This window comes from Cecembia lonarensis LW9 (genome assembly GCF_000298295.1).
GTDB lineage: Bacteria > Bacteroidota > Bacteroidia > Cytophagales > Cyclobacteriaceae > Cecembia > Cecembia lonarensis.
In genome coordinates, this window is record NZ_AMGM01000006.1 from 100,483 (window position 1) to 121,231 (window position 20,749).

25 protein-coding genes and 1 other RNA gene are annotated in these 20,749 nt (G+C 39.4%); 7 read left to right on the forward strand and 19 right to left on the reverse strand.

The features are described from left to right. Window positions 1-24: 24 nt before the first annotated feature. Both B879_RS03470 and B879_RS03475 read right to left on the reverse strand, forming a co-directional pair. A complete protein-coding gene (locus tag B879_RS03470) occupies window positions 25-909 on the reverse strand; it encodes an HAEPLYID family protein (protein ID WP_009183755.1) in 885 nt (294 codons plus the stop codon). Between the two features lie 146 nt (window positions 910-1,055). Continuing rightward, window positions 1,056-1,427 carry a hypothetical protein gene (locus B879_RS03475; RefSeq protein WP_009183756.1) on the reverse strand — a complete coding sequence of 124 codons (372 nt, stop codon included), beginning with the start codon at window positions 1,425-1,427 and terminating at the stop codon, window positions 1,056-1,058. 133 nt (window positions 1,428-1,560) lie between these two features. On the opposite strand from B879_RS03475, the gene B879_RS03480 reads away from it, so the two are divergent. Further along, window positions 1,561-1,953 (forward strand): DUF983 domain-containing protein, encoded by a 393-nt coding sequence (locus tag B879_RS03480; RefSeq protein ID WP_009183757.1) that lies wholly within the window; start codon window positions 1,561-1,563, stop codon window positions 1,951-1,953. Between the two features lie 35 nt (window positions 1,954-1,988). Here B879_RS03480 and B879_RS03485 read toward each other — a convergent pair whose 3' ends face one another. Then, the gene (locus B879_RS03485) at window positions 1,989-3,389 is read right to left on the reverse strand and encodes an alkaline phosphatase (protein ID WP_009183758.1); all 1,401 of its coding nucleotides are present in this window, start codon (window positions 3,387-3,389) and stop codon (window positions 1,989-1,991) included. A 123-nt stretch (window positions 3,390-3,512) separates the two neighbouring features. Here B879_RS03485 and B879_RS03490 point away from each other — a divergent pair, with 123 nt between their 5' ends. The 4 genes from B879_RS03490 to B879_RS03505 are packed head-to-tail and all read left to right on the forward strand — an operon-like array spanning window position 3,513 to window position 5,203. Continuing rightward, entirely contained in the window at window positions 3,513-3,896 is a 384-nt protein-coding gene (locus B879_RS03490; RefSeq protein ID WP_009183759.1) for a hypothetical protein, read from the forward strand. Then, window positions 3,893-4,267 (forward strand): DoxX family protein, encoded by a 375-nt coding sequence (locus tag B879_RS03495; RefSeq protein ID WP_009183760.1) that lies wholly within the window; start codon window positions 3,893-3,895, stop codon window positions 4,265-4,267. Before B879_RS03490 ends, B879_RS03495 begins: the two co-directional genes overlap by 4 nt. A gap of 2 nt (window positions 4,268-4,269) precedes the next feature. After that, entirely contained in the window at window positions 4,270-4,632 is a 363-nt protein-coding gene (locus tag B879_RS03500) for a DUF2237 family protein (RefSeq protein WP_009183761.1), read from the forward strand. A gap of 58 nt (window positions 4,633-4,690) precedes the next feature. After that, window positions 4,691-5,203: a hypothetical protein gene (locus tag B879_RS03505; RefSeq protein ID WP_009183762.1), complete on the forward strand. Its 513-nt coding sequence runs from the start codon at window positions 4,691-4,693 to the stop codon at window positions 5,201-5,203. On the opposite strand, the gene B879_RS03510 is transcribed toward B879_RS03505, so the two are convergent. From B879_RS03510 to B879_RS03535, 6 genes are all read right to left on the reverse strand, one after another. Continuing rightward, window positions 5,204-6,445 (reverse strand): glutamate-5-semialdehyde dehydrogenase, encoded by a 1,242-nt coding sequence (locus B879_RS03510; RefSeq protein WP_009183763.1) that lies wholly within the window; start codon window positions 6,443-6,445, stop codon window positions 5,204-5,206. Continuing rightward, window positions 6,438-7,511 (reverse strand): glutamate 5-kinase, encoded by a 1,074-nt coding sequence (gene proB / locus B879_RS03515; RefSeq protein ID WP_083847926.1) that lies wholly within the window; start codon window positions 7,509-7,511, stop codon window positions 6,438-6,440. Before proB ends, B879_RS03510 begins: the two co-directional genes overlap by 8 nt. 119 nt (window positions 7,512-7,630) lie before the next feature. Continuing rightward, complete coding sequence (corA, locus tag B879_RS03520; RefSeq protein ID WP_009183765.1) at window positions 7,631-8,602, reverse strand: magnesium/cobalt transporter CorA; 972 nt, start codon at window positions 8,600-8,602, stop codon at window positions 7,631-7,633. 33 nt (window positions 8,603-8,635) lie between these two features. Further along, complete coding sequence (locus B879_RS03525) at window positions 8,636-9,010, reverse strand: response regulator (RefSeq protein WP_009183766.1); 375 nt, start codon at window positions 9,008-9,010, stop codon at window positions 8,636-8,638. 179 nt (window positions 9,011-9,189) lie between these two features. Then, window positions 9,190-10,818, reverse strand: a complete 1,629-nt coding sequence (gene groL / locus B879_RS03530; RefSeq protein WP_009183767.1) for a chaperonin GroEL — start codon at window positions 10,816-10,818, stop codon at window positions 9,190-9,192. A gap of 39 nt (window positions 10,819-10,857) precedes the next feature. Further along, complete coding sequence (locus B879_RS03535; protein WP_040400193.1) at window positions 10,858-11,136, reverse strand: co-chaperone GroES; 279 nt, start codon at window positions 11,134-11,136, stop codon at window positions 10,858-10,860. A gap of 217 nt (window positions 11,137-11,353) precedes the next feature. On the opposite strand from B879_RS03535, the gene B879_RS03540 reads away from it, so the two are divergent. Next, the gene (locus tag B879_RS03540) at window positions 11,354-12,061 is read left to right on the forward strand and encodes a hypothetical protein (RefSeq protein WP_040400195.1); all 708 of its coding nucleotides are present in this window, start codon (window positions 11,354-11,356) and stop codon (window positions 12,059-12,061) included. 43 nt (window positions 12,062-12,104) lie between these two features. On the opposite strand, the gene secG is transcribed toward B879_RS03540, so the two are convergent. From secG to ffs, 10 genes are all read right to left on the reverse strand, one after another. Next, complete coding sequence (secG, locus tag B879_RS03545; protein ID WP_009183770.1) at window positions 12,105-12,470, reverse strand: preprotein translocase subunit SecG; 366 nt, start codon at window positions 12,468-12,470, stop codon at window positions 12,105-12,107. 5 nt (window positions 12,471-12,475) lie between these two features. Further along, a complete protein-coding gene (locus tag B879_RS03550; protein WP_009183771.1) occupies window positions 12,476-13,417 on the reverse strand; it encodes a DUF8458 domain-containing protein in 942 nt (313 codons plus the stop codon). 34 nt (window positions 13,418-13,451) lie between these two features. Beyond that, window positions 13,452-13,994 carry an LptE family protein gene (locus B879_RS03555; RefSeq protein WP_009183772.1) on the reverse strand — a complete coding sequence of 181 codons (543 nt, stop codon included), beginning with the start codon at window positions 13,992-13,994 and terminating at the stop codon, window positions 13,452-13,454. Beyond that, a complete protein-coding gene (locus tag B879_RS03560) occupies window positions 13,981-15,267 on the reverse strand; it encodes a sigma-54 interaction domain-containing protein (RefSeq protein ID WP_009183773.1) in 1,287 nt (428 codons plus the stop codon). Before B879_RS03560 ends, B879_RS03555 begins: the two co-directional genes overlap by 14 nt. 14 nt (window positions 15,268-15,281) lie before the next feature. Beyond that, the gene (gene miaB, locus B879_RS03565; protein WP_009183774.1) at window positions 15,282-16,745 is read right to left on the reverse strand and encodes a tRNA (N6-isopentenyl adenosine(37)-C2)-methylthiotransferase MiaB; all 1,464 of its coding nucleotides are present in this window, start codon (window positions 16,743-16,745) and stop codon (window positions 15,282-15,284) included. 166 nt (window positions 16,746-16,911) lie between these two features. Then, entirely contained in the window at window positions 16,912-18,339 is a 1,428-nt protein-coding gene (locus tag B879_RS03570; RefSeq protein WP_009183775.1) for a S41 family peptidase, read from the reverse strand. Window positions 18,340-18,440: 101 nt separating this feature from the next. Continuing rightward, window positions 18,441-19,151, reverse strand: coding sequence for a cell division ATP-binding protein FtsE (locus tag B879_RS03575; protein WP_009183776.1), 711 nt, complete (start codon window positions 19,149-19,151; stop codon window positions 18,441-18,443). Window positions 19,152-19,154: 3 nt separating this feature from the next. Further along, window positions 19,155-19,358, reverse strand: coding sequence for a hypothetical protein (locus B879_RS03580; RefSeq protein ID WP_009183777.1), 204 nt, complete (start codon window positions 19,356-19,358; stop codon window positions 19,155-19,157). Window positions 19,359-19,469: 111 nt separating this feature from the next. Continuing rightward, window positions 19,470-20,129, reverse strand: coding sequence for a fructose-6-phosphate aldolase (gene fsa, locus B879_RS03585; protein ID WP_009183778.1), 660 nt, complete (start codon window positions 20,127-20,129; stop codon window positions 19,470-19,472). 83 nt (window positions 20,130-20,212) lie between these two features. After that, an RNA gene (gene ffs / locus B879_RS22065) (signal recognition particle sRNA small type) lies at window positions 20,213-20,303 on the reverse strand. Window positions 20,304-20,440: 137 nt separating this feature from the next. Between ffs and B879_RS03595 the strand changes: the two genes are divergently transcribed. After that, entirely contained in the window at window positions 20,441-20,653 is a 213-nt protein-coding gene (locus B879_RS03595; RefSeq protein WP_238542077.1) for a putative periplasmic lipoprotein, read from the forward strand. The last annotated feature ends 96 nt before the right edge of the window (window positions 20,654-20,749 follow it).

The window sequence follows — 20,749 nt, forward strand, 5'->3', positions numbered from 1 at the left end:
ATCGATTTATAAGACAGCCTCTTTTCAGTGGAATGTTTTAAACCCTGGTTCATAAATGATCCGGACAAAAGAACTTAAGCTTTCTCTTTCACGATTGATGGGAATTCCTGTCACTATACCCACCATTAAATTTTCCGCCAATCCAACCCGCATTTGTGGCCTAAGTACAGCTTCGAGCTTTCCCTGATGAATTTCCTTATTGACTTCTATTCCGATAAAATTTCGGGTACCTGAAATCATGTAGTGAAAATTGGTATGGATCTCATAGGTGAAATCCCTTCTTTGGTTAAATTCTTTTTCTATTCTGGGCCCGGTGTACACCAAGGTGTGGTAATTCATACCCCATCTTTTTGCGGCTATAAAGAACGGGTTGTAGATGTTCCCTTTAAAAAGGTCTCCCTGTCCCATTTTGTTGAGATCCACAAACTCAAATTCATGGATATATCCCAAAGCCAAAGTAGTTTTGGCTTTTTCAGAAACCAGAAAGGACCATTGACCGGCCAATTTTAAGGATTCGATTCTATTGGAAGGACGATCAATATCACTAGGACTGTCCCTAAGATTGAATAGGGTTACAGGGACTTCTATTTCAAGACCTAGCCTATCGATAGGGGCCCATTCATACTCTACTAAAGCCTCATATTTGTCAAAGTCTCTTTTGTCAAACATTCCAAAGCCCACGTTCCACTCCTTTTCTCCTTTCCTGGCACCTAAGTCTCTGATGAGGTCAATGTAAAGTGGCTCTGCATGGAGTACCTTTGGTTTTTGGTTTATTTGAGGTTCCTCAAATTCTGCAAGGAAAATACTGTCCAAAAGGTTTCTTTCAAATTTAAGGCTGTCTATTTCATCTTGTGCCCTGAGCCCTGAGCTTACGAATATGATGGCCATAAAAGCCAATATCTTTTTCATCTGTAATGGAAAATCTTTTTTTGTGTAATTTTTGTTTGATATGGTTTGCCCACATCAGAAATCCTTGTGGGTTTTTCGCTGATTTACACTTTGAACCATATTACATAGTTTAAAATAAATCAGGAAATACTTTCATTTATAAGTAATCAAACAAATCGGGGAGGTGGTGAATGAGTTTCACCTTTAATGGAATCAAAATGTACAAGATACGTGTCACCGGTGATATTTTCAATAAACCTGAACTTTGGTAAAAACCCGATTTTTCCTGGTGCTACTTGAAGCTTTATGTCAGAGAATTTCTTTTTTTCATGAGGTACTTCCGTGTCAGGAATGGTTTCTTCATCCATGTCTAATACAAATTCCAGAACCAGTTCAGCCAAAGAATCGATAGGATCCTGATGGACCAAGAGTGATGAATCTATGACGGAAGCATGGTAAAAATTTGCAGTAAGGTTGATAAAGTTTACCAGTAATAGGTAAACCAAAAATTTGCTGATGATGCTTTTTTGTAAGCGCATTAACATGTTACAAAAATAGCTAAATTCTTACAAAATGACTATTTTTCGGCTGATTCTAATTTATTTCTAATTGTGACGTAAATCACGTTCATTTGGTTATTGTTCATTTATTTTGCGATTTATTAAGGAGTTTATGAAAAGAAGAAGTTTGGGGTCGGCCATTTTGAACGGTAAGTGTCCAAGGTGCAGGGAAGGAAATATTTTTCCAGTAGCTATGCTAAGTTATTTAAAATTGACAGAGGTGCACCAAGAGTGCCCGCACTGTGAAGCCGTTCTTACCCCAGAGCCGGATTTTTTTTATGGTGCCATGTATATCAGTTATGCTTTTTCTGTAGCCTTGGTTATCAACATCCTTTTGATTCTGAATTATGTTTTTGGAGACCCTGAAATTTCCGTATATGTGATTACTGTGATTATTTCTAATTTTCTTCTGCTTCCTTTAATGTTGAGGTATTCCAAAGTATTATACCTGTATGGCGTAGGAAAGCTCAAATACGACCCTGAAAAAAGTCAGAGCTTGAAGTGATCAGGTAATTTTTCAATTACCTGATCTTGCCTGCCTTAAACAAATAATTCCCGTTTTGCTCCGCAAGCCTCAAGCATGAAATTATGGAGTTCATAATTCTTGACAAACCCATTCATTTTCTCACTTCCAGGGCCATACATGGCCAATTCCACATAATCTGCAGAATGGTTTGTTCCAGCCCATTGTATGGAAGTATACCGTGACTGAATGCCAGCCAATTGATGGAAAGGAAGATTGGCTGGATTATATAAGCCATCTGCGCCTACCTGATAGGATGCCAGGATAGCTTCTGCTTCTTCGGTTTTTAAAGGAATCTGTTGGTACTCCACAAATAATTCCCTTACCATATCCAATGAAAAATCAGGATTAATCTGGTTGAGTATCCATTCATTGGATGCTTTTGTTTCATATAATCTTTCAAAATTTTTATTGGCCTGCCCGCTGTAGAATAAGCCTGGATTAGAATTTCCGTGGTCAGTGGTGATGATGACTAAGGTATCATCATTATTCAAGGCAAAAGCCATGGCTATTTTGACCGCTTCATCGAAGTCCACTTGATCATAGAGTAGGGCAGGGCCATCGTTGCCATGGGCAGCCCAGTCCACTTTTCCACCTTCTACCTGCAAGACAAATCCTTGAGGGTTTTTGCTCATGATATCGATGGCTTTTTGGGTCATTTCTGGCAAGCTGGGCGTACTTTGACTTAGGCTGGGGTCTGTATTTCTATCAATGGCGTAAGGGAGTCCCTCATCAGCAAAAACACCCATCATAGGCTTATCACCCTTGGCATTCAACATTTCTGCTTTGTTTCTCACCAGGTCAAAACCTGTCTGTCGATAAGCTTCAAATAGGTCTCTTTGGTCTTCCCGCTTCTCAGGGCTGAAGTAATTGGCACCACCACCCAACATAACATCAAATCTAAGCTTGAGGTAATCTTCAGCAATTTCAGGCATGGCATTTCGACTGCCGTTGTTGACACAAAAAGAGGCAGGCGTAGCATGGGTGATCTGTACCGTAGTAACGCAGCCTACAGCTTTACCCATTGATTTGAATTTTTGAAGAATAGGTACGGGTTTTTCTCCATTTGGTCCAATATTGAGGGCACCATTTCTAACACGCATTCCTCCTCCCCAAGCAGAACCTGCTGCTGCCGAGTCAGTCACAAAAGAATTGGCAGAAGCGGTGTCCATGAGTCCTCTTTTGACGGTATTTTTTTCGTAAAGGTCTATCCATGTGGAAGGTTTTCCATATTTGTGACGCATCAAGATATCTGCCATATTCAATGTACCTGAACTCATACCGTCACTAACAAGGAATATGATGTTTTTAGCTAACCCTTTTCTCTTAATTGTTGTAGCAAGGGCGGGACTGGCTCCTAAGGCACCCAATCCCAAAGTTGTCAATAAACCATTTTTAAAGAAATCCCGTCTTTTCATTTTATGTAGTTTAGTTTGAAGCTTAAAATTAAACGCAATTTATTATGATTTAGTAAGGTAAATATTAGCAAAATGTTATCCTTCTATTATTGAACCAAAGGCTAAATTTTGGGTTTAATAGCCATGAAAACAACTTTAAGGCTAGCAGCAATTTACAATTTGATTTGGGGATCATGGGTTGTTCTTTTTCCACAACAGTTTTTCCAGTTGACAGGAATGGAACCTATCAATCATCCTATGGTCTGGCAAGGTATGGGTATGGTGATCGGTGTATATGGATTAGGATACTGGTGGGCAAGCTATAATCCATTGAGGCATTGGCCGATAGTGGCAGTCGGTTTTTTGGGAAAAATTTTTGGACCTATCGGCTTTATATATAATTATTTATTGGGTGAAGTACCCTTTACATTTGCTTACACATTAATTACCAATGACCTGATTTGGTGGGTTCCTTTTTTTCTTATATTGAGAAAAGTTCATTTTCAACACCGCTGGGCGCTCACATGATTCAAAAACTTCTGATACTTGCTATGGGTCTGTTTTTCATCATATCAGGGTTAAATCATTTTATTCAACCTGAATTTTATTATCCCTTAATTCCTAACTATTTGCCATGGCATGGTTTTATCAACTATGCTTCAGGAATCCTGGAGATTATATTGGGATTGGGAATATTAATGCCATCAGGCAGAAAAGTTTCTGCTTGGGGGGTAGTGGTTTTGCTGATCCTTTTTATTCCTTCGCACGTATATTTTATCCAAATAGGAAGTTGTGTGCCAGATGGATTGTGTGTACCTCCTTGGTTGGCATGGGTACGTTTGCTCCTTATCCATCCTTTGTTGATGGTTTGGGCATTTTATGTTTCAAAAAGTAAATGATAATGGCGAAAAATGTATTCGGAGAAAATTTAATCCCTTGTAGTACAGCACCCATGACCGGTTATTACAGAAATGGATGCTGTGAGACCGGCGTGGATGACTTGGGTACCCATACGGTATGCGCAGTGATGACAAGGGAATTTTTGGAGTTTAGTCTTAGCCGTGGCAATGACCTTATTACCCCAAGGCCGGAATATGTCTTTCCTGGATTGAATCCGGGAGATAGGTGGTGTCTTTGTGCAAGTAGATGGGTGGAGGCATACAGGGCGGGAGTGGCTCCAAAAGTCATATTGGAAGCCACCCATGAAAAAACATTGAAACATGTGCCTTTGGAGGAGCTGGTTAAATTTGCATTTAAAGATTAGGTGTTTAGTTTTTTTTAAAGATTTAATTTTATCTTATAAAAAATTAATCATTGTTATTATGAAAGCTTTTGTTCTTTTATGCATATCAGCATTTTTGATTGGGAATCCAGTTTTAGCTCAAGAAAGTTTCAATAGAAATACAGTGTATGGTGAATTTTTGGGTGCAGGTGGATTAGTCTCTTTAAACTTTGATCGTAGATTGGGCAAAAATCCTGATGGTTTTGGTTTTAGAACTGGAATTGGCTATTTACAATGGAACAATACTGCCATGGTAACATTTCCGGTGATGGCCAATTATCTTATTGGAAAAAACGGGAAATACCTTGACCTTGGAATAGGTGCACGGCTTGGATATGAGTGGATGGTGGATGAAAACCATCCCTCAGTTGATGAGGTCTCTGAAGCAGGTTTTAGGGTGGGTACGCCCATATTAAATTTAGGCTACAGATATCAGCCAATTGAAGGAGGGTTTAATTTCAGGGCAGGTTTTTCACCTTACATGAATATATATAAAAATGCCTTTCCTGATCTTTTTTGGATGCCGCATCTCTCTCTTGGCTATACCTTTTGATCAGCTCCTGATCTGGCCATGGCCCCTAACAACCCATTTGTAAGATGTCAGCTCATTTAAGGCCATTGGTCCCCTGGCATGGAGTTTTTGGGTGCTGATACCGATTTCTGCTCCTAAACCAAACTGATTGCCATCGGTAAAAGCCGTCGAGGCATTGGCATAGACTGCTGCCGCATCTACCTCATTCAAAAAGCGATCGATATTTTCAGGACTTTCAGAAATGATGGCTTCGCTATGTTTGGAGCTGTATTGGGCGATATGTTCCAGAGCCTTATCTAGGTTTTCTACGGTTTTGATGGCCATTTTAAGCGATAGGAATTCTGTGCCAAAATGTTCGTTTCCTGCCAATTGAATACAAGGGTGGGAGGGGAGCGCATGGAATGCCTTCTCATCAGCATATATCAGTACGTTTTTTTCTAAAAGTGGAGCAATAAATTGAGAAAGGTCTTTAAGCCGATTTTGTTGGATAATCAGACAATCCAAGCTGTTGCAAACGCTAGGTCTTCTCGTTTTTGCATTCAGAATGATGGTTTTCCCCTTTTCCAAATCTGCAGTTTCATCAATATAAGTATGCACAATGCCCGCCCCTGTTTCTATGACAGGCACTTTGGCGTTGGTTCTCACAAAATCAATCAGGCTCTGACTACCTCTCGGGATGATGATATCCACATATCCTATTGCTTCCAATAAAGCCTGCGTTGCTTTTCGGTCTGGCGGAAGCAGTAAAAATGCTGCTGTTGAGATGCCATTTTTCTCTAAGGCCTGATGGATGATTTTCATTATGGCCTTATTGGAATGCGCTGCATCGGATCCTCCTTTAAGGACCAGGGCATTTCCAGACTTCAATGCCAGGCAAAATACATCAAAGGTTACATTGGGGCGGGCTTCATAGATTACCCCTAAAACACCAAGTGGGACTGAGATTTTGCGGAGTTCAAGTCCATTTTCTAGTATCTTTTTTTCTAATATATGACCCAATGGACAGGGAAGGTTTTTGACTTGTTTAACCTCTCCTAAAATTGACATAATTCTTTCTTCTGTCAGTAATAATCGGTCATATTTTGGGTCTTTTGGATCCATTTTAGCAAGGTCTTGTTGATTGGCATCCAATATTTCCGGTATAGCAGCTTTGCTCAGTTCGACCAAGGTATCCAAAGTATCCTGAATTTGCTTTTCGGTCACTCGTATCAGTTTCCCGGAAGCATTTTTTAAATCCTTAAAAACATTGTTAAAATCATTCATGCGTAAAAAGATAAAGGTAGTCGTAATGGATAATGGGTTTCTGGTTCTTTTGGCCAATTTTTTCTGCCAAGGACTTCAAGCCATATTCAGCCCTCCCCAGACCGATTCGCTTGCCCTCTTCATCAACAATCCTCAGGATATCGCCTTTTTCAAAATTCCCCGTAAAGGTGACTACCCCCACAGGCAGTAGGCTACTTATTCTAGTGGAAAACAAAGCTTTTTTAGCGCCTTCATTGATTTTTATTTCCCCTTTATAGTATTGCTCACCATGGGCCAGCCATTTTTTGGGGCTATGCTTAACTGGAGAGGGCTCAAAGCGTGTGCACTGGGCACTTTCATCTATGATGTCATTTAGAATCCCTTCTTTTTTGCCATTGGCAATAAAAACCTCGATCCCTAAGTTGGCCGACTTTTTGGCCATGTTCAGTTTGGTCAACATTCCCCCTCTGCCAAAAGAAGATCTACTGGCCTGAATGAAGTTGGACAAATCCCGAGAATCATGGTTTACCTGCTGAATGAGTATGGAATCAGGACGCTCAGGAGGACCTGTATAGATGCCGTTCACGTTAGTCAGAAGGATAAGGGTGTCTGCATTGACCATGGCAGCAGTGAGGCTGGCCAGTTCGTCGTTATCCGTAAACATCAACTCTGTAATGGCTACAGTGTCATTTTCATTGATGACAGGGATGATACCTTGTAAAAGCAGCCCTTCAATACAATTTTTCATGTTGAGGTAATGCTTCCTGTCCCTGAAATCTTCTTTGGTAACCAATATCTGTGCTATGGAATGGCCTAAATCAGCCAATAGCTTTTGATAAGTATTGATCAGGTCTATCTGACCATTGGCAGCCCAAATTTGCTTTTTGAGAACAGGATTTGTCTTTTCCGGTAGTTGTATATTTTTCCTTCCAAAAGCCACTGCTCCTGAAGTTACCAAAACCACTTTTTGGCCCATGTTCATTAAGGAAGAAACCTGGGAGCAAAGTGACCTGAGCCGGGAGAAATCAGGCATTCCTGAATTTTCAGTAATGACATTGGATCCTATCTTTATTACAAAAGTTTTCAAAACAACCCCCTTTTGATTGATTATTATTTACAATAATACGGGATTACTTAATAAAATCTAAATAAAACCTGAGTTGACGATTTTTTCTAATTTCCAGTAAATGATAGCGCTTGGATTGGTTAAAACCATTTTTTTCTCTTAAAGTAGAAAACCATGATTGCTGAAATGCCTATAAATACCAACCAAGTAAGCCAATAGCCATATTTCCAGGACAGTTCTGGCATAAACTCGAAATTCATACCATAAACGCCAGCCAAAAAAGTCAAAGGAATAAAAATGGTTGCAATGATGGTAAGGGTTTTCATCACCTCATTTTGTTTGAGTGAAATATCCGTCATGAATATTTCTACCAGGGTAGTGATAGACTCCCTTTGCATTTCTAAATTTTCTATGATCTCTACCGTCTGTTCGTATACATCATTAATAAAAGGAGAAGTTCTTTTTTTGATCAAGGGATTTTCTAATTTTCGCCAAATAGAGAGTAATTCTCTCGTTGGCCAAATCACTTTTTTGATCTGTTGAATGTATTTTCTCTGATGGTAGATTTCAGATAATCTGACTTTCCTATCCTGACTGATGATACTGTCTTCAAGGATTTCTATTCTATCGGTGATATTTTCCAAAAGTAAATAATATTCATCCACAATAGCATCAATCAGGGCGTATGCAAAGTAGTCGGTCCCTAATTTCCTCATTCTGCCATGCGGATTTTCCAATCTTACACGAATTTGGTCAAAAATATCGAAAGGAGTTTCTTGGAAAGTAATGACATAATTTTTCCCCAGAATGATACTGACCTGCTCAGATTCTATATCTAAACCATGATTCTTGGAATACAGCATTTGAACCACAATCAATATGAAGTGGTTATATTCTTCGATTTTTGGCCTTTGCCGCTTTTCTTTAATATCGTTCAAAGCCATGGAATGTATATCAAAAACCTCTGATAACTCCTGCAATAAAGCTGAATCCTTCGTTTCCGTTACATTTAACCAAAATTTATGATCTCCTTCCAGCAGTGTTTTGATTTCTTCAGCGTTTGGCTGAGATTGCTTGTAAAATAAGTGTTCCCCAAACGCGATAATTTCCATAGGCTTTGGATTTGAATTGGTCGATTTTGGTTGCTATAGAATGCTTTTCATTTTTTCTATGGTAAGCGGTTTTTCAAGGAATGTCTCTACCTGTTTGTAGGAAAAAGCTTTTTTTCTATCTTGAAAATCAATGGAGCTGGATAGCATCACTATCTTATCAGTCCTTTCAGCAAGCTGATCATTATAAAAATTGAGAAAATCCCAACCGTTCATGACAGGCATGTTGATATCTAAAAGAACAAGGACTTTGGTGTTTTTGTCAAGTTCCTGAAGCCTAGCCAATGCCTTTTCTGCTTCCAGATAATCCTCTACGCGCTCTGCCACTTCTAATTTGGCGATTAGCCTTTTATTGATCAAATTATTTATTGGATCGTCGTCTACGAGAATTATGACATGGTAGGGAAACATTGATCAGTTTAAATTGCTTCTAAAAATTTAAAAGGCCAGAACTACTCTCAAATATATGGATACTGTTCAAAAAATTTAAACTTTTTTTAATTTTCAGTTTTGAGTTAAGAAAGTACAATTTGATGGTAAACAAAAAAAGGAAACCAATTCGGCTTCCTTTTTTTGATAATTTACATGGATTACATCATGCCACCCATGCCCCCGCCGCCCATTGGAGGCATAGCTGGAGCATCTTCTTTTACGTCGGCTACCACACATTCAGTAGTCAACAGTAGTGCAGCAATGGATGCAGCATTTTCTAAGGCCAATCTCGTTACTTTGGTAGGATCAATTACTCCTGCTTCGAATAAGTCTTCGTAAACATCGGTTCTTGCGTTGTAACCAAAGTTGCCTTTATTTTCTTTAATTTTATTGATTACTACAGATCCTTCACCGCCTGCATTTTCCACGATAGTCCTCAAGGGAGACTCTATGGCTATTCGGACGATATTGATACCTGTATCCTGATCTTCGTTTTCACCTTTAAGGTTTTCTAGAGCAGCAGAAGTTCTCACCAAAGCTACACCACCACCTACTACTACACCTTCCTGTACAGCAGCTCTTGTGGCATGTAGGGCATCGTCAACTCTGTCCTTTTTCTCCTTCATCTCCACTTCTGTAGCAGCACCAATGTAAAGGATGGCTACCCCACCTGACAATTTGGCCAATCTTTCCTGCAGTTTTTCCCTGTCATAGTCAGAAGTTGTTTTATCTATCTGCGCTTTGATCTCAGCAATTCTTGCCTTAATCTGGCTAGATTCTCCTGCACCATTGACAACGGTAGTATTGTCCTTATCAATGTTTACTTTTTCAGCAGTACCTAGGTAATCCATGGTTACATTTTCAAGCTTGTAACCTCTCTCTTCAGAAATTACAGTGCCACCGGTAAGGATAGCAATATCCTCCAACATGGCTTTTCTTCTGTCGCCGAATCCTGGAGCTTTTACAGCAGCCACTTTCAAAGCACCTCTGATTTTATTTACTACCAAAGTAGCTAGAGCTTCTCCATCCACATCTTCAGCGATGATCAATAGAGGCTTTCCAGACTGTGCAACTGGTTCCAAAATAGGAAGCAGTTCTTTCATGGCAGAGATCTTCTTGTCATAAATCAAGATATAGGGTCTGTCCAATTCGGCCTCCATTTTCTCAGTATTGGTCACAAAATAAGGGGAAAGGTAGCCTCTGTCAAACTGCATACCTTCTACCGTTCTCACCTCAGTTTCCGTCCCTTTTGCTTCTTCAACGGTAATGACACCGTCTTTGCCCACTTTGTCCATGGCGTCAGCAATCATTTTGCCGATTTCATCATCATTGTTGGCAGAAACTGTAGCTACTTGCTGGATTTCTTTGCTGGTAGAGATGGCTTTGGAATTGGCTTTCAATTCCGCTACTACAGCTGCAACCGCTTTGTCAATGCCTCTTTTCAGATCCATTGGATTGGCACCTGCTGCTACGTTTTTAATTCCGGCATTAAAGATAGCCTGGGTCAATACAGTTGCTGTAGTAGTTCCATCTCCTGCATTGTCAGCAGTTTTAGAAGCCACTTCTTTCACCAACTGTGCACCCATATTTTCAATAGGTTCTTCCAGTTCAATTTCTTTTGCTACAGAAACACCATCTTTGGTGATGGTTGGAGCTCCGAATTTTTTATCGATGATTACATTTCTTCCTTTTGGACCTAGCGTAACTTTTACTGCGTCAGCAAGAGCGTCCACGCCTTTTTTCAAACGGTCTCTCGCATTGGTATTGAAAAATAGTTCTTTAGCCATTTTTTTGTTTTTTAAGTTTTGATTGTTTTTGATAGATGATTACAGGATAGCGAAAATGTCAGCTTCTCTCATAATAAGATAGTCATGACCATCTACGGAAAGCTCTGTTCCGGCATATTTGCCATAGAGTACTGTGTCACCTACTTTTACAGTCAATGGTTCATCTTTTTTGCCATTCCCTACTGCTACTACAGTACCTTTTTGAGGTTTTTCTTTGGCAGTGTCCGGAATATACAAGCCGGAGGCAGTTTTCTCTTCAGCTGCAGCTGGTTCTACCAGAACTCTGTCTGCAAGAGGTTGGATGTTAACTTTTGACATAGTTATTAGACTTTTTAAGGTTAGTTCTAAAATGTTACATACCCTGATGATCATTTCCTGTGCCAATTTTAACCTAACTTTCAAAACTGACATAAAGGCGTAAAATTACTGTCAAGTCGTTGTCAGGTAATGTTTGGGGGATTTTTAACCCTGTCAAAATTTCCAAAAGCTTTTATCTTTTGTCAGTTTTCTTTAAATTTTTGGAAAGATTATGCCTATGAAAAGTTTATCGGAAAATTGGATTACAGAAGGCTGGATTGATTTTGAGTATAAAAAATACCTCCTTCTGGCCTACCTGCAGCATGTAGATTCCCAGTTCAAAGAAGTTAAACTTTATCCCCCTCTTGCTGAATTGGTACACCATTATACAAAGCTAAAAAACTTTGCCGAGAATAGGGATCAGTTAAAAGCTGCTTTCCCCAAACTGCTGCAAGGTCCTGATTTCAAAGAAATGAAACTCAAATACAAGCCTTTGGAAATGGATGATGAAATGATGAAGCAATTGGAAGAAATAGTAAATTTTTCACTGCCACAGTTTAAAAAAACCATTGAAGAGGGTAAAAATATCTATGATTTTTTAGAGCAAGAAATGGTTATTGAGCCGGTTGGCTTATCCCCATTGTATCAAAATGAAGGTTATGCGATTCTTTCTCTTGAAAAGAGTAAAGACATCTACGTTTATCGTTATAGAGTCAATCTGTTTCAAAACAGCATTGACGTGTTTAAAGGCATTATGATGCAGCTTGTCCAAAAAGTAAGAAGGAGTCTTACTCAGACCTTCGAACAGATTAAAATGGATTTGATCCGTACCTACCAAGAATTGCCCAATCCTGCGACATTTAGGATTCACAGTGCACATCATATTCCATTGCAGGAAAGCTTCGTGCCTATCAGTAAAAGGCTATTGCTCAAAACTGTAAAATGAAAAAAGGGGCCTTAAAGCCCCTTTCAGATTTTTTTGAAGTATATTAATCTTCTATACTTTCCTCACTCTCTTCAGTAGCTTCTTCCACCGGGGATGGAAGCAAACCTTCAACATCACCAAACGAAGGCGTAAGAATTTGTTGCCTTGCACGATCAATGTTAGGGGAAGTGAAGTCACCTGTATTCTCCTTGCTGTAGAAAGCAGCAGAAGTAAGAGACAAAACCAGAATAGCGATAGAAAGAACCCAAGTGGATTTTTCCAAAATATTACCTGTTTTAGTTACGCCCATTATTTGTGATGCGCTGCCTCCAAATGCCGCTCCAACACCACCTTTTGAATCTTGGGCCAGTATGACCAAAACCAATATTACAGCTAATACTACAATGATACTGATTAATAAAGTAAACATATTATTTAATTAGTTTTTTCAAGTCTTTCAATCAAGTTTGCAAAATAAGTGTTTTTCTCTGGAAACTTCACCATCAATTTCTTATAAATTTCTTTCGCCTTTACTTTTTTCCCTTGTTTGACCAAGATTCCGGCGTAGGCTTCAGTAATCAGACTGGGATTAAGTTTTGTGCTATTTTCAGAAAGGTCTTCTTGCCTTTGTTGGCCTTCAATTTCCTTAATGGTTGCCAATTTAATTTCTTTTTTACTGAAAGCTTTGATGATATCTATTTGTTCCAGTTTTTTCTTATCGAGTATTTCTTTTTTCTCCTTTTTCTTAATGGATTCTATGAGTTCATCCTTATGAACCCTTCTTTTTGGGTTTTTAGCAGAACTTTTATTTTCTGGTTTTTGGGTTTTATCTGGCTTAATTTTTACTGTTTCAACCGGTGGAGTCTTTGGGGTAGTTTCTTCAGGGGTGATAACCTCTTGAGAGGGATCCTGTTTAATATTTCCCTTTTCAAGTTTTTCTAAGGCCTTGATCTTACTTTGGGCCAAGTCTTCACCAAGTTTTTTTAATGTAGCTGTAAGGTCTTTGGTGCTCGTTACTTTTTTATTCTCAGGTATCAGTTGGCCCTCCAAATCATCTATGAGGTTCTTTCCCTCAATTGCTTTTTTACTTTCTGTAACTTCGATCAGCTTCTTTTTCAAAAACTCTTCTCTTGTCTCAAATGGAACTTTTGTCTCTACCATTTTTCTTAACCAGACTCTATCGGGAGAAGTAATGGCAGCCCAGTGAAGTAGCTCGTTTACTTGGGCATTTGATTTGTCAAATTCATATTTCGCCAATAAAACTTTTGGAATCTGAAAATACGGAAATGCCTCATGAAGCTTGAGCAATTCCGTAAAATCATCTTTGCTGAGATGATTTGCATGTTGAATGATTCCAAGTAGCTGTAAAGGGTTCACTTATGATTTTTTTGAAAGTTCAATTTAATAAATTTTACCAATTGGCGACGGTTGCTGCAAAAATATCCTGAATAATGCTTTCGAATATTTCTTCTATTAATACACTTTCCACCTGTAGAATGGAAGTATTTCTGGGATCATAATCCTTAAAGAATGTAAAGTTTCTTTTAATATTCTCGTCTTCTTTAACCGTATTGACGTATTCTACTTCCACTGTGATGCTCAAACGCATTTGGCCGGCCCTATCGGGCAGGTTGGGATCTGTAGTAGTTACAGTTGCCTGTGGCGTAATGGTGTACCGGTTGATGGCACCGGAAAACTGTAAATCCCCATTATTTCTTACCAGCTCCAATTGGGTATTTCTTTGATAGAAATCCTTTAGTGACTCTGTAAACAACTGCTCCATATTGGCAGGACCACCACCTGAGTCATTGAAGAAATTGTCCACGGAAAAAGTTTTGATGATGTCGTAGTTGATATTGGTGCCTGTAAAACTGTAACTTACCGAACAGGCCTGCATCAACCACAGGGCGAAGATACAAAAGGTGATATCAAAAGACCGCTTAATCGATGTCATATTGCTTAATTTTTCTATATAACGTTCTTTCTGATATTCCAAGGTCGCTCGCGGCGTATTTTCTTTTATTGTTGTGTTTGCGCAGGGCCTTGACGATCATTTCTTTTTCCTTTTTTTCTAATGAAAGGGAATTGTCATCTTCCTCATGGAGGATATCTTCTATATTTTCATCCTCATAATTTTCCAACTCTTCCTTTTTTCCTTTTGGATCAAGCACAATAGGCATATTTACCGAGGATGTAGGACTGTGGTCACTTTCCTCAAATGTCACCGGAGATTCCAGGTCTTCAAAAAGGGTTTGGTGTTTGTTGATGATACTGGCGTTCAGACCTCCTGATTGATACGTTTCAAGTACCAGTTTTTTAAGTTCGTTCATGTCCTTTTTCATGTCGAAAAGGACTTTGTACAGGAGCTCCCTTTCTGTGAAATCACTGTTTTCTCCTTTGCTGCCTCCCGCAAAAACTGCCGGTAGTCTACTTTGCTCTGAAGGCAGGTATTTGGAAAGTGTCACAGCATCTACTTCTCTTTCCTGTTCCAATAAAGAAACCTGCTCAGCGATATTTTTGAGTTGTCTGATATTTCCAGGGAATGGAAAACGCAATAACAGTTTTTTTGCATCATCAGTCAGGGAAATCGGCTTTACAGTATATTTTTCGGAAAAATCAGATGTGAACTTTCTGAATAAAAGTACCATATCATCTCCTCGTTCCCTTAATGGGGGAACATAAATGGGTACGGTATTGAGACGATAGTATAAGTCTTCTCTGAATTTCCCTTTTTCTACGGCTTTTATGAGGTTGACATTGGTGGCTGCAATGACCCTTACATCTGTCTTTTGCACTTTTGAAGAGCCCACTTTGATAAACTCCCCATTTTCCAGCACCCTTAGTAATCTGGCTTGTGTCCCCAAGGGCATTTCTCCTATTTCATCCAAAAAAATAGATCCGCCATCAGTGACTTCAAAATAACCCTTTCTTGCCTCATGGGCACCGGTAAAGGAGCCTTTTTCATGTCCAAATAACTCTGAGTCAATTGTGCCTTCCGGTATGGCTCCACAGTTGATGGCAATGAATTTACCATGTTTACGGGTACTTAAAGCATGGATGATTTTGGAGAAAGACTCTTTTCCACTGCCACTTTCTCCGGTAATCAATACGGTCATTTCGGTAGGTGCCGCTTGCATAGCCACAGAAATGGCATGATTGAGCAAAGCGCTGTTTCCTATGATTCCAAATCTTTGCTTAACACTTTGAATTTCAGAAGCTGAAAACATAAATTGAAATTTGTTTAGGATACAACTTCACCAAATAGCGTCGCAGGGGAACAATCGTATATTTTTACCTGGACATAATCACCTTTTTTAAGTTGGCCATCATTGTCTATGATAACTACTTTATTGGCTGAATTTCTACCTTTGAGTTGCGCTTCGGATCTTTTAGAAGTTCCCTCAATAAGTATCTCCTGGATTTTTCCAATATCCAGCTTATTTCTTTCCAATGAAAGTGAATTCTGCTTTTCTATAATCTCAGCAAGCCTTCTCTTCTTTACCTCCAATGGGATATCATCTGTGTATTTTTTTGCGGCAAGTGTTCCTGGCCTTTCAGAATAATAGAACATGTAGGAGAAGTCATATTTTACGATATCCATCAATGTTAGGGTATCCTGGTGCTCTTCTTCAGTTTCTGTACAGAAGCCTGCTATCATATCAGATGAAATTCCGCATTCCTCACCGAGTATTTCCCTGATAGCCCTGACACGGTCCAAGTACCAGTCTCTGTCATAAGTCCTGTTCATGAGTTCCAGTACACGGGAATTGCCACTTTGTACAGGGAGGTGAATGTATTTGCAGATGTTATCATACTTTTTCATGGTGTATAAGACTTCATCTGTAATGTCCTTGGGATGTGAGGTACTGAACCTTATCCTAAGTGCTGGATCTACCAATGCCACCATTTCCAGAAGTTTGGCAAAGTTTACCAGAGTAGATACTTCATCTTCTTTTTTGTTCAGTCGGGCCTTATTGTTTTCTTCAGGAGACCACTTATAAGAATCTACATTTTGCCCCAATAGGGTCACCTCTTTGTAACCCTTTTCGAAAAGCTCTTTTGCTTCGTTGACTATGGAATACGGGTCACGGCTTCTTTCTCTTCCCCTGGTAAAAGGTACCACACAGAAAGAACACATGTTGTCACAACCCCTCATGATAGAAATGAATGCGGTGACACCGTTAGAATTGAGCCTTACCGGAGATATATCGGCATAAGTTTCTTCTCTGGAAAGGAAAGTATTTACACCCTTGTTGCCTTCTTCAGCAGAAGCCACCAAATTGGGCAGGTCCCTGTACGCATCGGGGCCTACAACAACATCAACAATCTTTTCTTCTTCGAGTAATTTTTCCTTCAGACGTTCTGCCATGCAGCCTAAGACACCAATCGTCAGTTCCGGTTTGTTCTTCTTTACCGTATTGAACTGATTCAACCTGTTTCTGACAGTTTGTTCTGCTTTTTCTCTAATGGAGCAGGTATTGAGAAATATTACATCAGCCTGCTCAAAGTCTGAAGTAGTATCAAATCCATTTTCTTTCATAATGGAAGCCACAATTTCCGAATCGGAAAAATTCATTTGGCAGCCATAAGACTCAATGTATAATTTTTTGGATTTACCCGTATTTTCTTCTTCGGTGGTTTTGAAATCACATGCCTGCGCCTCGTCCGGTGAGATGATGTCAATATCTTTGATGATGTTTTCCATATAATCTGAAATTCAAGTTGCGAAATTAAGAAAATACCGACAAAATGACAGGAAAATTAAGCACATTAATTGTTAATAATCCTCAAAGGATGATAGAAACAGGAGATGTCGTTAAAAAGTAAGGAATAAAGAAAGCCTCCTGCTTGCCAGGCAGGAGGCTGAAATCCTAGTGTTCCTTCAATTCCTTTAATGGAAGTTTGTCTTCAATGATTTTACCAAACCTGATTTTGCCTTCAAGGGAACTGCCTACATCAATTCTTTCTACCAGGTTCAACCTGGCACTTGTGCCAGTAATTTGCTGTATGGCAAGGCTCAAAAGATACTCATCCCTGTTTCCAAAAGGTAATAACACGGGCTGACTCAGTTCATTGGCTTCGACATTGGGTGTAAAGCCATTGATGAAATCTGAATTTCCATTGCTATTGAAAATCATAGAAACAATAGGCAGAAGGCCATAATTGTTATTGGGATTGTCTTCTTCATCAATGAGTATGGACCCTACATTTTTCCCAAAAGTTGTACCTCCGATCAAAAACACATTCATAAAAGGCTTTAAGCCATTGATGATTATTTCGCTTGCTGACGCGGTCCTTCCTGATGTGATGATATGAATTCTGTTTCCCTCCAAAATATTACCTAAATTTTCAGCTTTATCAACGAAAAATCTGTTTTCCAAGGCCTGAATTTCAGAGAATCGAGAAAGGAAACTATTGTATCTTGTTCTTGAAAAAAGATCTTCTGAGGTCACATTCGGAGCAATTAAGCTGGCCAAGTTGACAGAACTCGATAAGGCACCGCCTCCATTATACCTCAAGTCCAAGATCAAATGATTGATGCCTTCAGCTTTGAACCTTCCAAAGATTTCGTCCATTTGATTGTCGTAACGGTTATCACCGTCCACACCGGGAGCAAAAAAATGATATACAGCATAACCGATTTTTTTATCATTTATGGTAAACACCGTATCCATGAAATTCGGGTTTTCTGCTAATACCACGGTTTCAAGGGTGATTTGAGGCTGGGGTTGGTAATTTCCAGTGGAAGGGTTAAACCTGAAGAAATTCACGCTGTGATTTTGTGATCGTTGTCTAAGCAGGTTTTGAAAATTACTCAGGGTCAAGGCTTGGTCGTTGATTTGGGTAATTACATCGCCTCGTTTTAATCCTGCGGACTCTGCGGGACTTCCTTTTTTGGTATAAGCAACAAAGGCCAAAACATTTTCATTTTCTTCACTTTCCCTGGCTAAAATGATCTCATAACCTGCTTCTCTATTTACCCCTTGAAGGCTATTTCTCAAGTCATTGGCATTTGGAAATATGTCAGAAAACCTATCAGTGGGTCTATTTAAAAGAGATTCAAAATAGTCTTCGGGATCTGAATTTGTTGCTATAGGCTGTCTCATTTCTTCCAACCAATAATAAATCTCATCCATTACATTTTGAATCCAGGTATTGATTGGAACATTTGGAGATGCCGTAGGTGGATCATTGTCCACAGGAGCAGGCTGGTCTTCCGCATCCTGGCAAGCACTGAATACCAATACAAAAATTGGCAGAATCAGAATTTTTTCGAATTTCCTTATTAAATCACTCATAACCATACTTATTTGATGTATAAACCCATAGCTTTAGGCTAAAGTTTAATATTAATAAATTCTTTTGATTCCTAATTCAACCTAAATAAAAAAACACCTCTTTAATAGGAGGTGTCAATACTTATGTCAGCTGTTTTGCTGTCTAAAAGTTTTCCCTTTTCACATTTTAATACCCGGTAGGGATATTTTCTCAAGAGGTCATGGTTATGGGTAGCCATCAAAACAGCTGTCCCTTCCTTATTGATTTCCTGAAACAGCTTAAAAATACCATCTGCTACGTCCGGGTCGAGATTACCGGTAGGCTCATCGGCCAGTAGAATCGCAGGGTTATTGATCAATGCCCTGGCAATTACCACCCTTTGCTGTTCCCCTCCGGAAAGCTGATGGGGCATTTTAGTGGAAGCATCAGCCAGCCCAACCTTTAGGAGGACCTCAATCATTCTGTTTTTCATTTTGGTTTTGTCCTTCCAGCCTGTAGCCCTCATGACAAAGAATAAGTTTTCTGCCACGGATCGATCATTAAATAGCTGAAAGTCTTGAAAAACGATCCCCAGTTTTCGTCTTAAAAAAGGGATATCTTTATTTTTGATTTTTTCAAGCTCAAAGCCAACGATTTGGGCAGTTCCCATTTTCAGCGGAAGATCTGCATAAAGCGTTTTGAGTAAGGAGCTTTTTCCACTTCCCGTTCTGCCTATCAAAAAAACAAATTCATCTTTTTCTACGGTGAAATTCACATCTTGAAGGATGGCATCAAGTCCTTGAAATACACAGACTTTTTCTAAATGAATGATAGGTTCGCTTGTAAAAACCATTGTTTATAGTTCCAATTTTTGAAGTTTTCCAAAAGGCAGCGCATTGATCAACGCTTCTAATTCCTCTTCTTTACCTTCCAGCCCAAACTTTTCCATGTTTTTCATGGGCCTATCTGCTCTAAAATAAGATACCAGAACAAAATTCTCATCCCTTATCTGAATATAATCAGGAATTTTGGCTTTTCCTTTGACTTTAATGATGTACATGGCGTGAATTCTTGTTGATTCGAATATAGTAAGCTATTACCTTAAAATAGAGAAATTGTTTCAAAAAGGGTAGGGGAACTGTTTTTAAGTTCCCCTCTTTATTGCTGATTTTTATTTACCCGCAGCCTTGGCATGGTCAGCTAAAAACTGTGCCAGGCCGGCATCTGTCAGTGGGTGTTTCAAAAGCCCTGTAATCACTTTCAGAGGGCATGTCGCAACATCAGCACCGATTTCAGCACATTTGATCAGGTGCATGGTGTGTCTGATGGATGCTGCCAATACCTGTGTCGCATAACCATAATTTTCATAGATATTCACAATCTGCTCAATCAGGTCTATACCGTCATAAGAAATATCGTCCAGTCGCCCAACAAAAGGAGAAACATAAGTCGCACCGGCTTTGGCAGCCAAAATAGCTTGACCAGGACCAAAAATGAGTGTGCAGTTGGTACGTATACCCTCACTGCTGAAATATTTGATGGCTTTTACACCCTCCTTGATCATGGGGACTTTCACCACAATCTTGTCATCTAATTTGGCCAATTCTTTACCTTCTTTGATGATGCCCTCAAAGTCAGTCGCAATGACTTCAGCACTGACATTGTCATCTACAATGTTACAGATGGCTTTGTAATGCGCTATGATGTTATCATCTCCGCTGATGCCCTCTTTGGCCATCAACGAGGGGTTGGTTGTTACGCCGTCCAGGACACCAAGCTCATAGGCCTCCTTGATTTCACTTAAATTGGCTGTATCTATAAAGAATTTCATGTAAAAAGGGGTTGTGTTGTTGATGACAACAAAGTTAAACGAATAATGGGGAAATGTAAGATCGGTAATTTGAAAGATGTAAAAAAAGTAAGCGGCATCGCACCGCTACAACCGCCTACCCTTGCTTCCTTCCGGACCTGGGGGATTCAGCAGGAGCTGGTCGTGCCGCTTGTTACAAAGGTACGGCAAAATTATCTTGTTGCAAAGCTGTTGGTTAAAATCCCATTGATTTTAGGGTAAAAGCTTCATGTTCAGGACTAAAATTTATGGCAAAGTTTTTGCATAATTCTTTAGTACAAAAGAGTTTTATTATGAAAAAAGCATTAATATTATTTGTGACATTGGTTTTATTGGGTTCCTGTGCTCCAAGACCGGAATTTCAGCAAGGCATGACTGAAAGGAAGTTTTTGAGACAAAATAAAGAGGCGGTTTTGGCCGGACTCGATGGTAATCAAAAAACTTACCGAGTCAATAGGGGAGAACGGTTTTTTGATTGGCAACGTTTGAAGATGGAAGATTGGTGAGGTTGGAAGAAAGAGAGACAGTTCCGGCATGGATGCCTGGACAATCAGGGAAAGAGCCCGATGGAACAGAAAAATTGATCATATCATCAAATATCA

Excerpts from the sequence above, each read along its gene's own strand:
- B879_RS03490 (WP_009183759.1), top strand. The coding sequence starts at position 3,513 with ATGAAAACAACTTTAAGGCTAGCAGCAATTTACAATTTGATTTGGGGA.
- fsa (WP_009183778.1), bottom strand. The coding sequence starts at position 20,129 with ATGAAATTCTTTATAGATACAGCCAATTTAAGTGAAATCAAGGAGGCC.
- B879_RS03500 (WP_009183761.1), top strand. The coding sequence starts at position 4,270 with ATGGCGAAAAATGTATTCGGAGAAAATTTAATCCCTTGTAGTACAGCA.
- miaB (WP_009183774.1), bottom strand. The coding sequence starts at position 16,745 with ATGGAAAACATCATCAAAGATATTGACATCATCTCACCGGACGAGGCG.
- B879_RS03595 (WP_238542077.1), top strand. The coding sequence starts at position 20,441 with ATGAAAAAAGCATTAATATTATTTGTGACATTGGTTTTATTGGGTTCC.
- B879_RS03580 (WP_009183777.1), bottom strand. The coding sequence starts at position 19,358 with ATGTACATCATTAAAGTCAAAGGAAAAGCCAAAATTCCTGATTATATT.
- B879_RS03540 (WP_040400195.1), top strand. The coding sequence starts at position 11,354 with ATGAAAAGTTTATCGGAAAATTGGATTACAGAAGGCTGGATTGATTTT.
- B879_RS03480 (WP_009183757.1), top strand. The coding sequence starts at position 1,561 with ATGAAAAGAAGAAGTTTGGGGTCGGCCATTTTGAACGGTAAGTGTCCA.
- B879_RS03525 (WP_009183766.1), bottom strand. The coding sequence starts at position 9,010 with ATGTTTCCCTACCATGTCATAATTCTCGTAGACGACGATCCAATAAAT.
- secG (WP_009183770.1), bottom strand. The coding sequence starts at position 12,470 with ATGTTTACTTTATTAATCAGTATCATTGTAGTATTAGCTGTAATATTG.
- B879_RS03495 (WP_009183760.1), top strand. The coding sequence starts at position 3,893 with ATGATTCAAAAACTTCTGATACTTGCTATGGGTCTGTTTTTCATCATA.
- B879_RS03560 (WP_009183773.1), bottom strand. The coding sequence starts at position 15,267 with ATGTTTTCAGCTTCTGAAATTCAAAGTGTTAAGCAAAGATTTGGAATC.
- corA (WP_009183765.1), bottom strand. The coding sequence starts at position 8,602 with ATGGAAATTATCGCGTTTGGGGAACACTTATTTTACAAGCAATCTCAG.
- B879_RS03510 (WP_009183763.1), bottom strand. The coding sequence starts at position 6,445 with ATGAATGATTTTAACAATGTTTTTAAGGATTTAAAAAATGCTTCCGGG.
- B879_RS03470 (WP_009183755.1), bottom strand. The coding sequence starts at position 909 with ATGAAAAAGATATTGGCTTTTATGGCCATCATATTCGTAAGCTCAGGG.
- B879_RS03570 (WP_009183775.1), bottom strand. The coding sequence starts at position 18,339 with ATGAGTGATTTAATAAGGAAATTCGAAAAAATTCTGATTCTGCCAATT.
- B879_RS03535 (WP_040400193.1), bottom strand. The coding sequence starts at position 11,136 with ATGTCAAAAGTTAACATCCAACCTCTTGCAGACAGAGTTCTGGTAGAA.
- B879_RS03505 (WP_009183762.1), top strand. The coding sequence starts at position 4,691 with ATGAAAGCTTTTGTTCTTTTATGCATATCAGCATTTTTGATTGGGAAT.
- B879_RS03485 (WP_009183758.1), bottom strand. The coding sequence starts at position 3,389 with ATGAAAAGACGGGATTTCTTTAAAAATGGTTTATTGACAACTTTGGGA.
- B879_RS03575 (WP_009183776.1), bottom strand. The coding sequence starts at position 19,151 with ATGGTTTTTACAAGCGAACCTATCATTCATTTAGAAAAAGTCTGTGTA.
- B879_RS03475 (WP_009183756.1), bottom strand. The coding sequence starts at position 1,427 with ATGCGCTTACAAAAAAGCATCATCAGCAAATTTTTGGTTTACCTATTA.
- groL (WP_009183767.1), bottom strand. The coding sequence starts at position 10,818 with ATGGCTAAAGAACTATTTTTCAATACCAATGCGAGAGACCGTTTGAAA.
- B879_RS03555 (WP_009183772.1), bottom strand. The coding sequence starts at position 13,994 with ATGACATCGATTAAGCGGTCTTTTGATATCACCTTTTGTATCTTCGCC.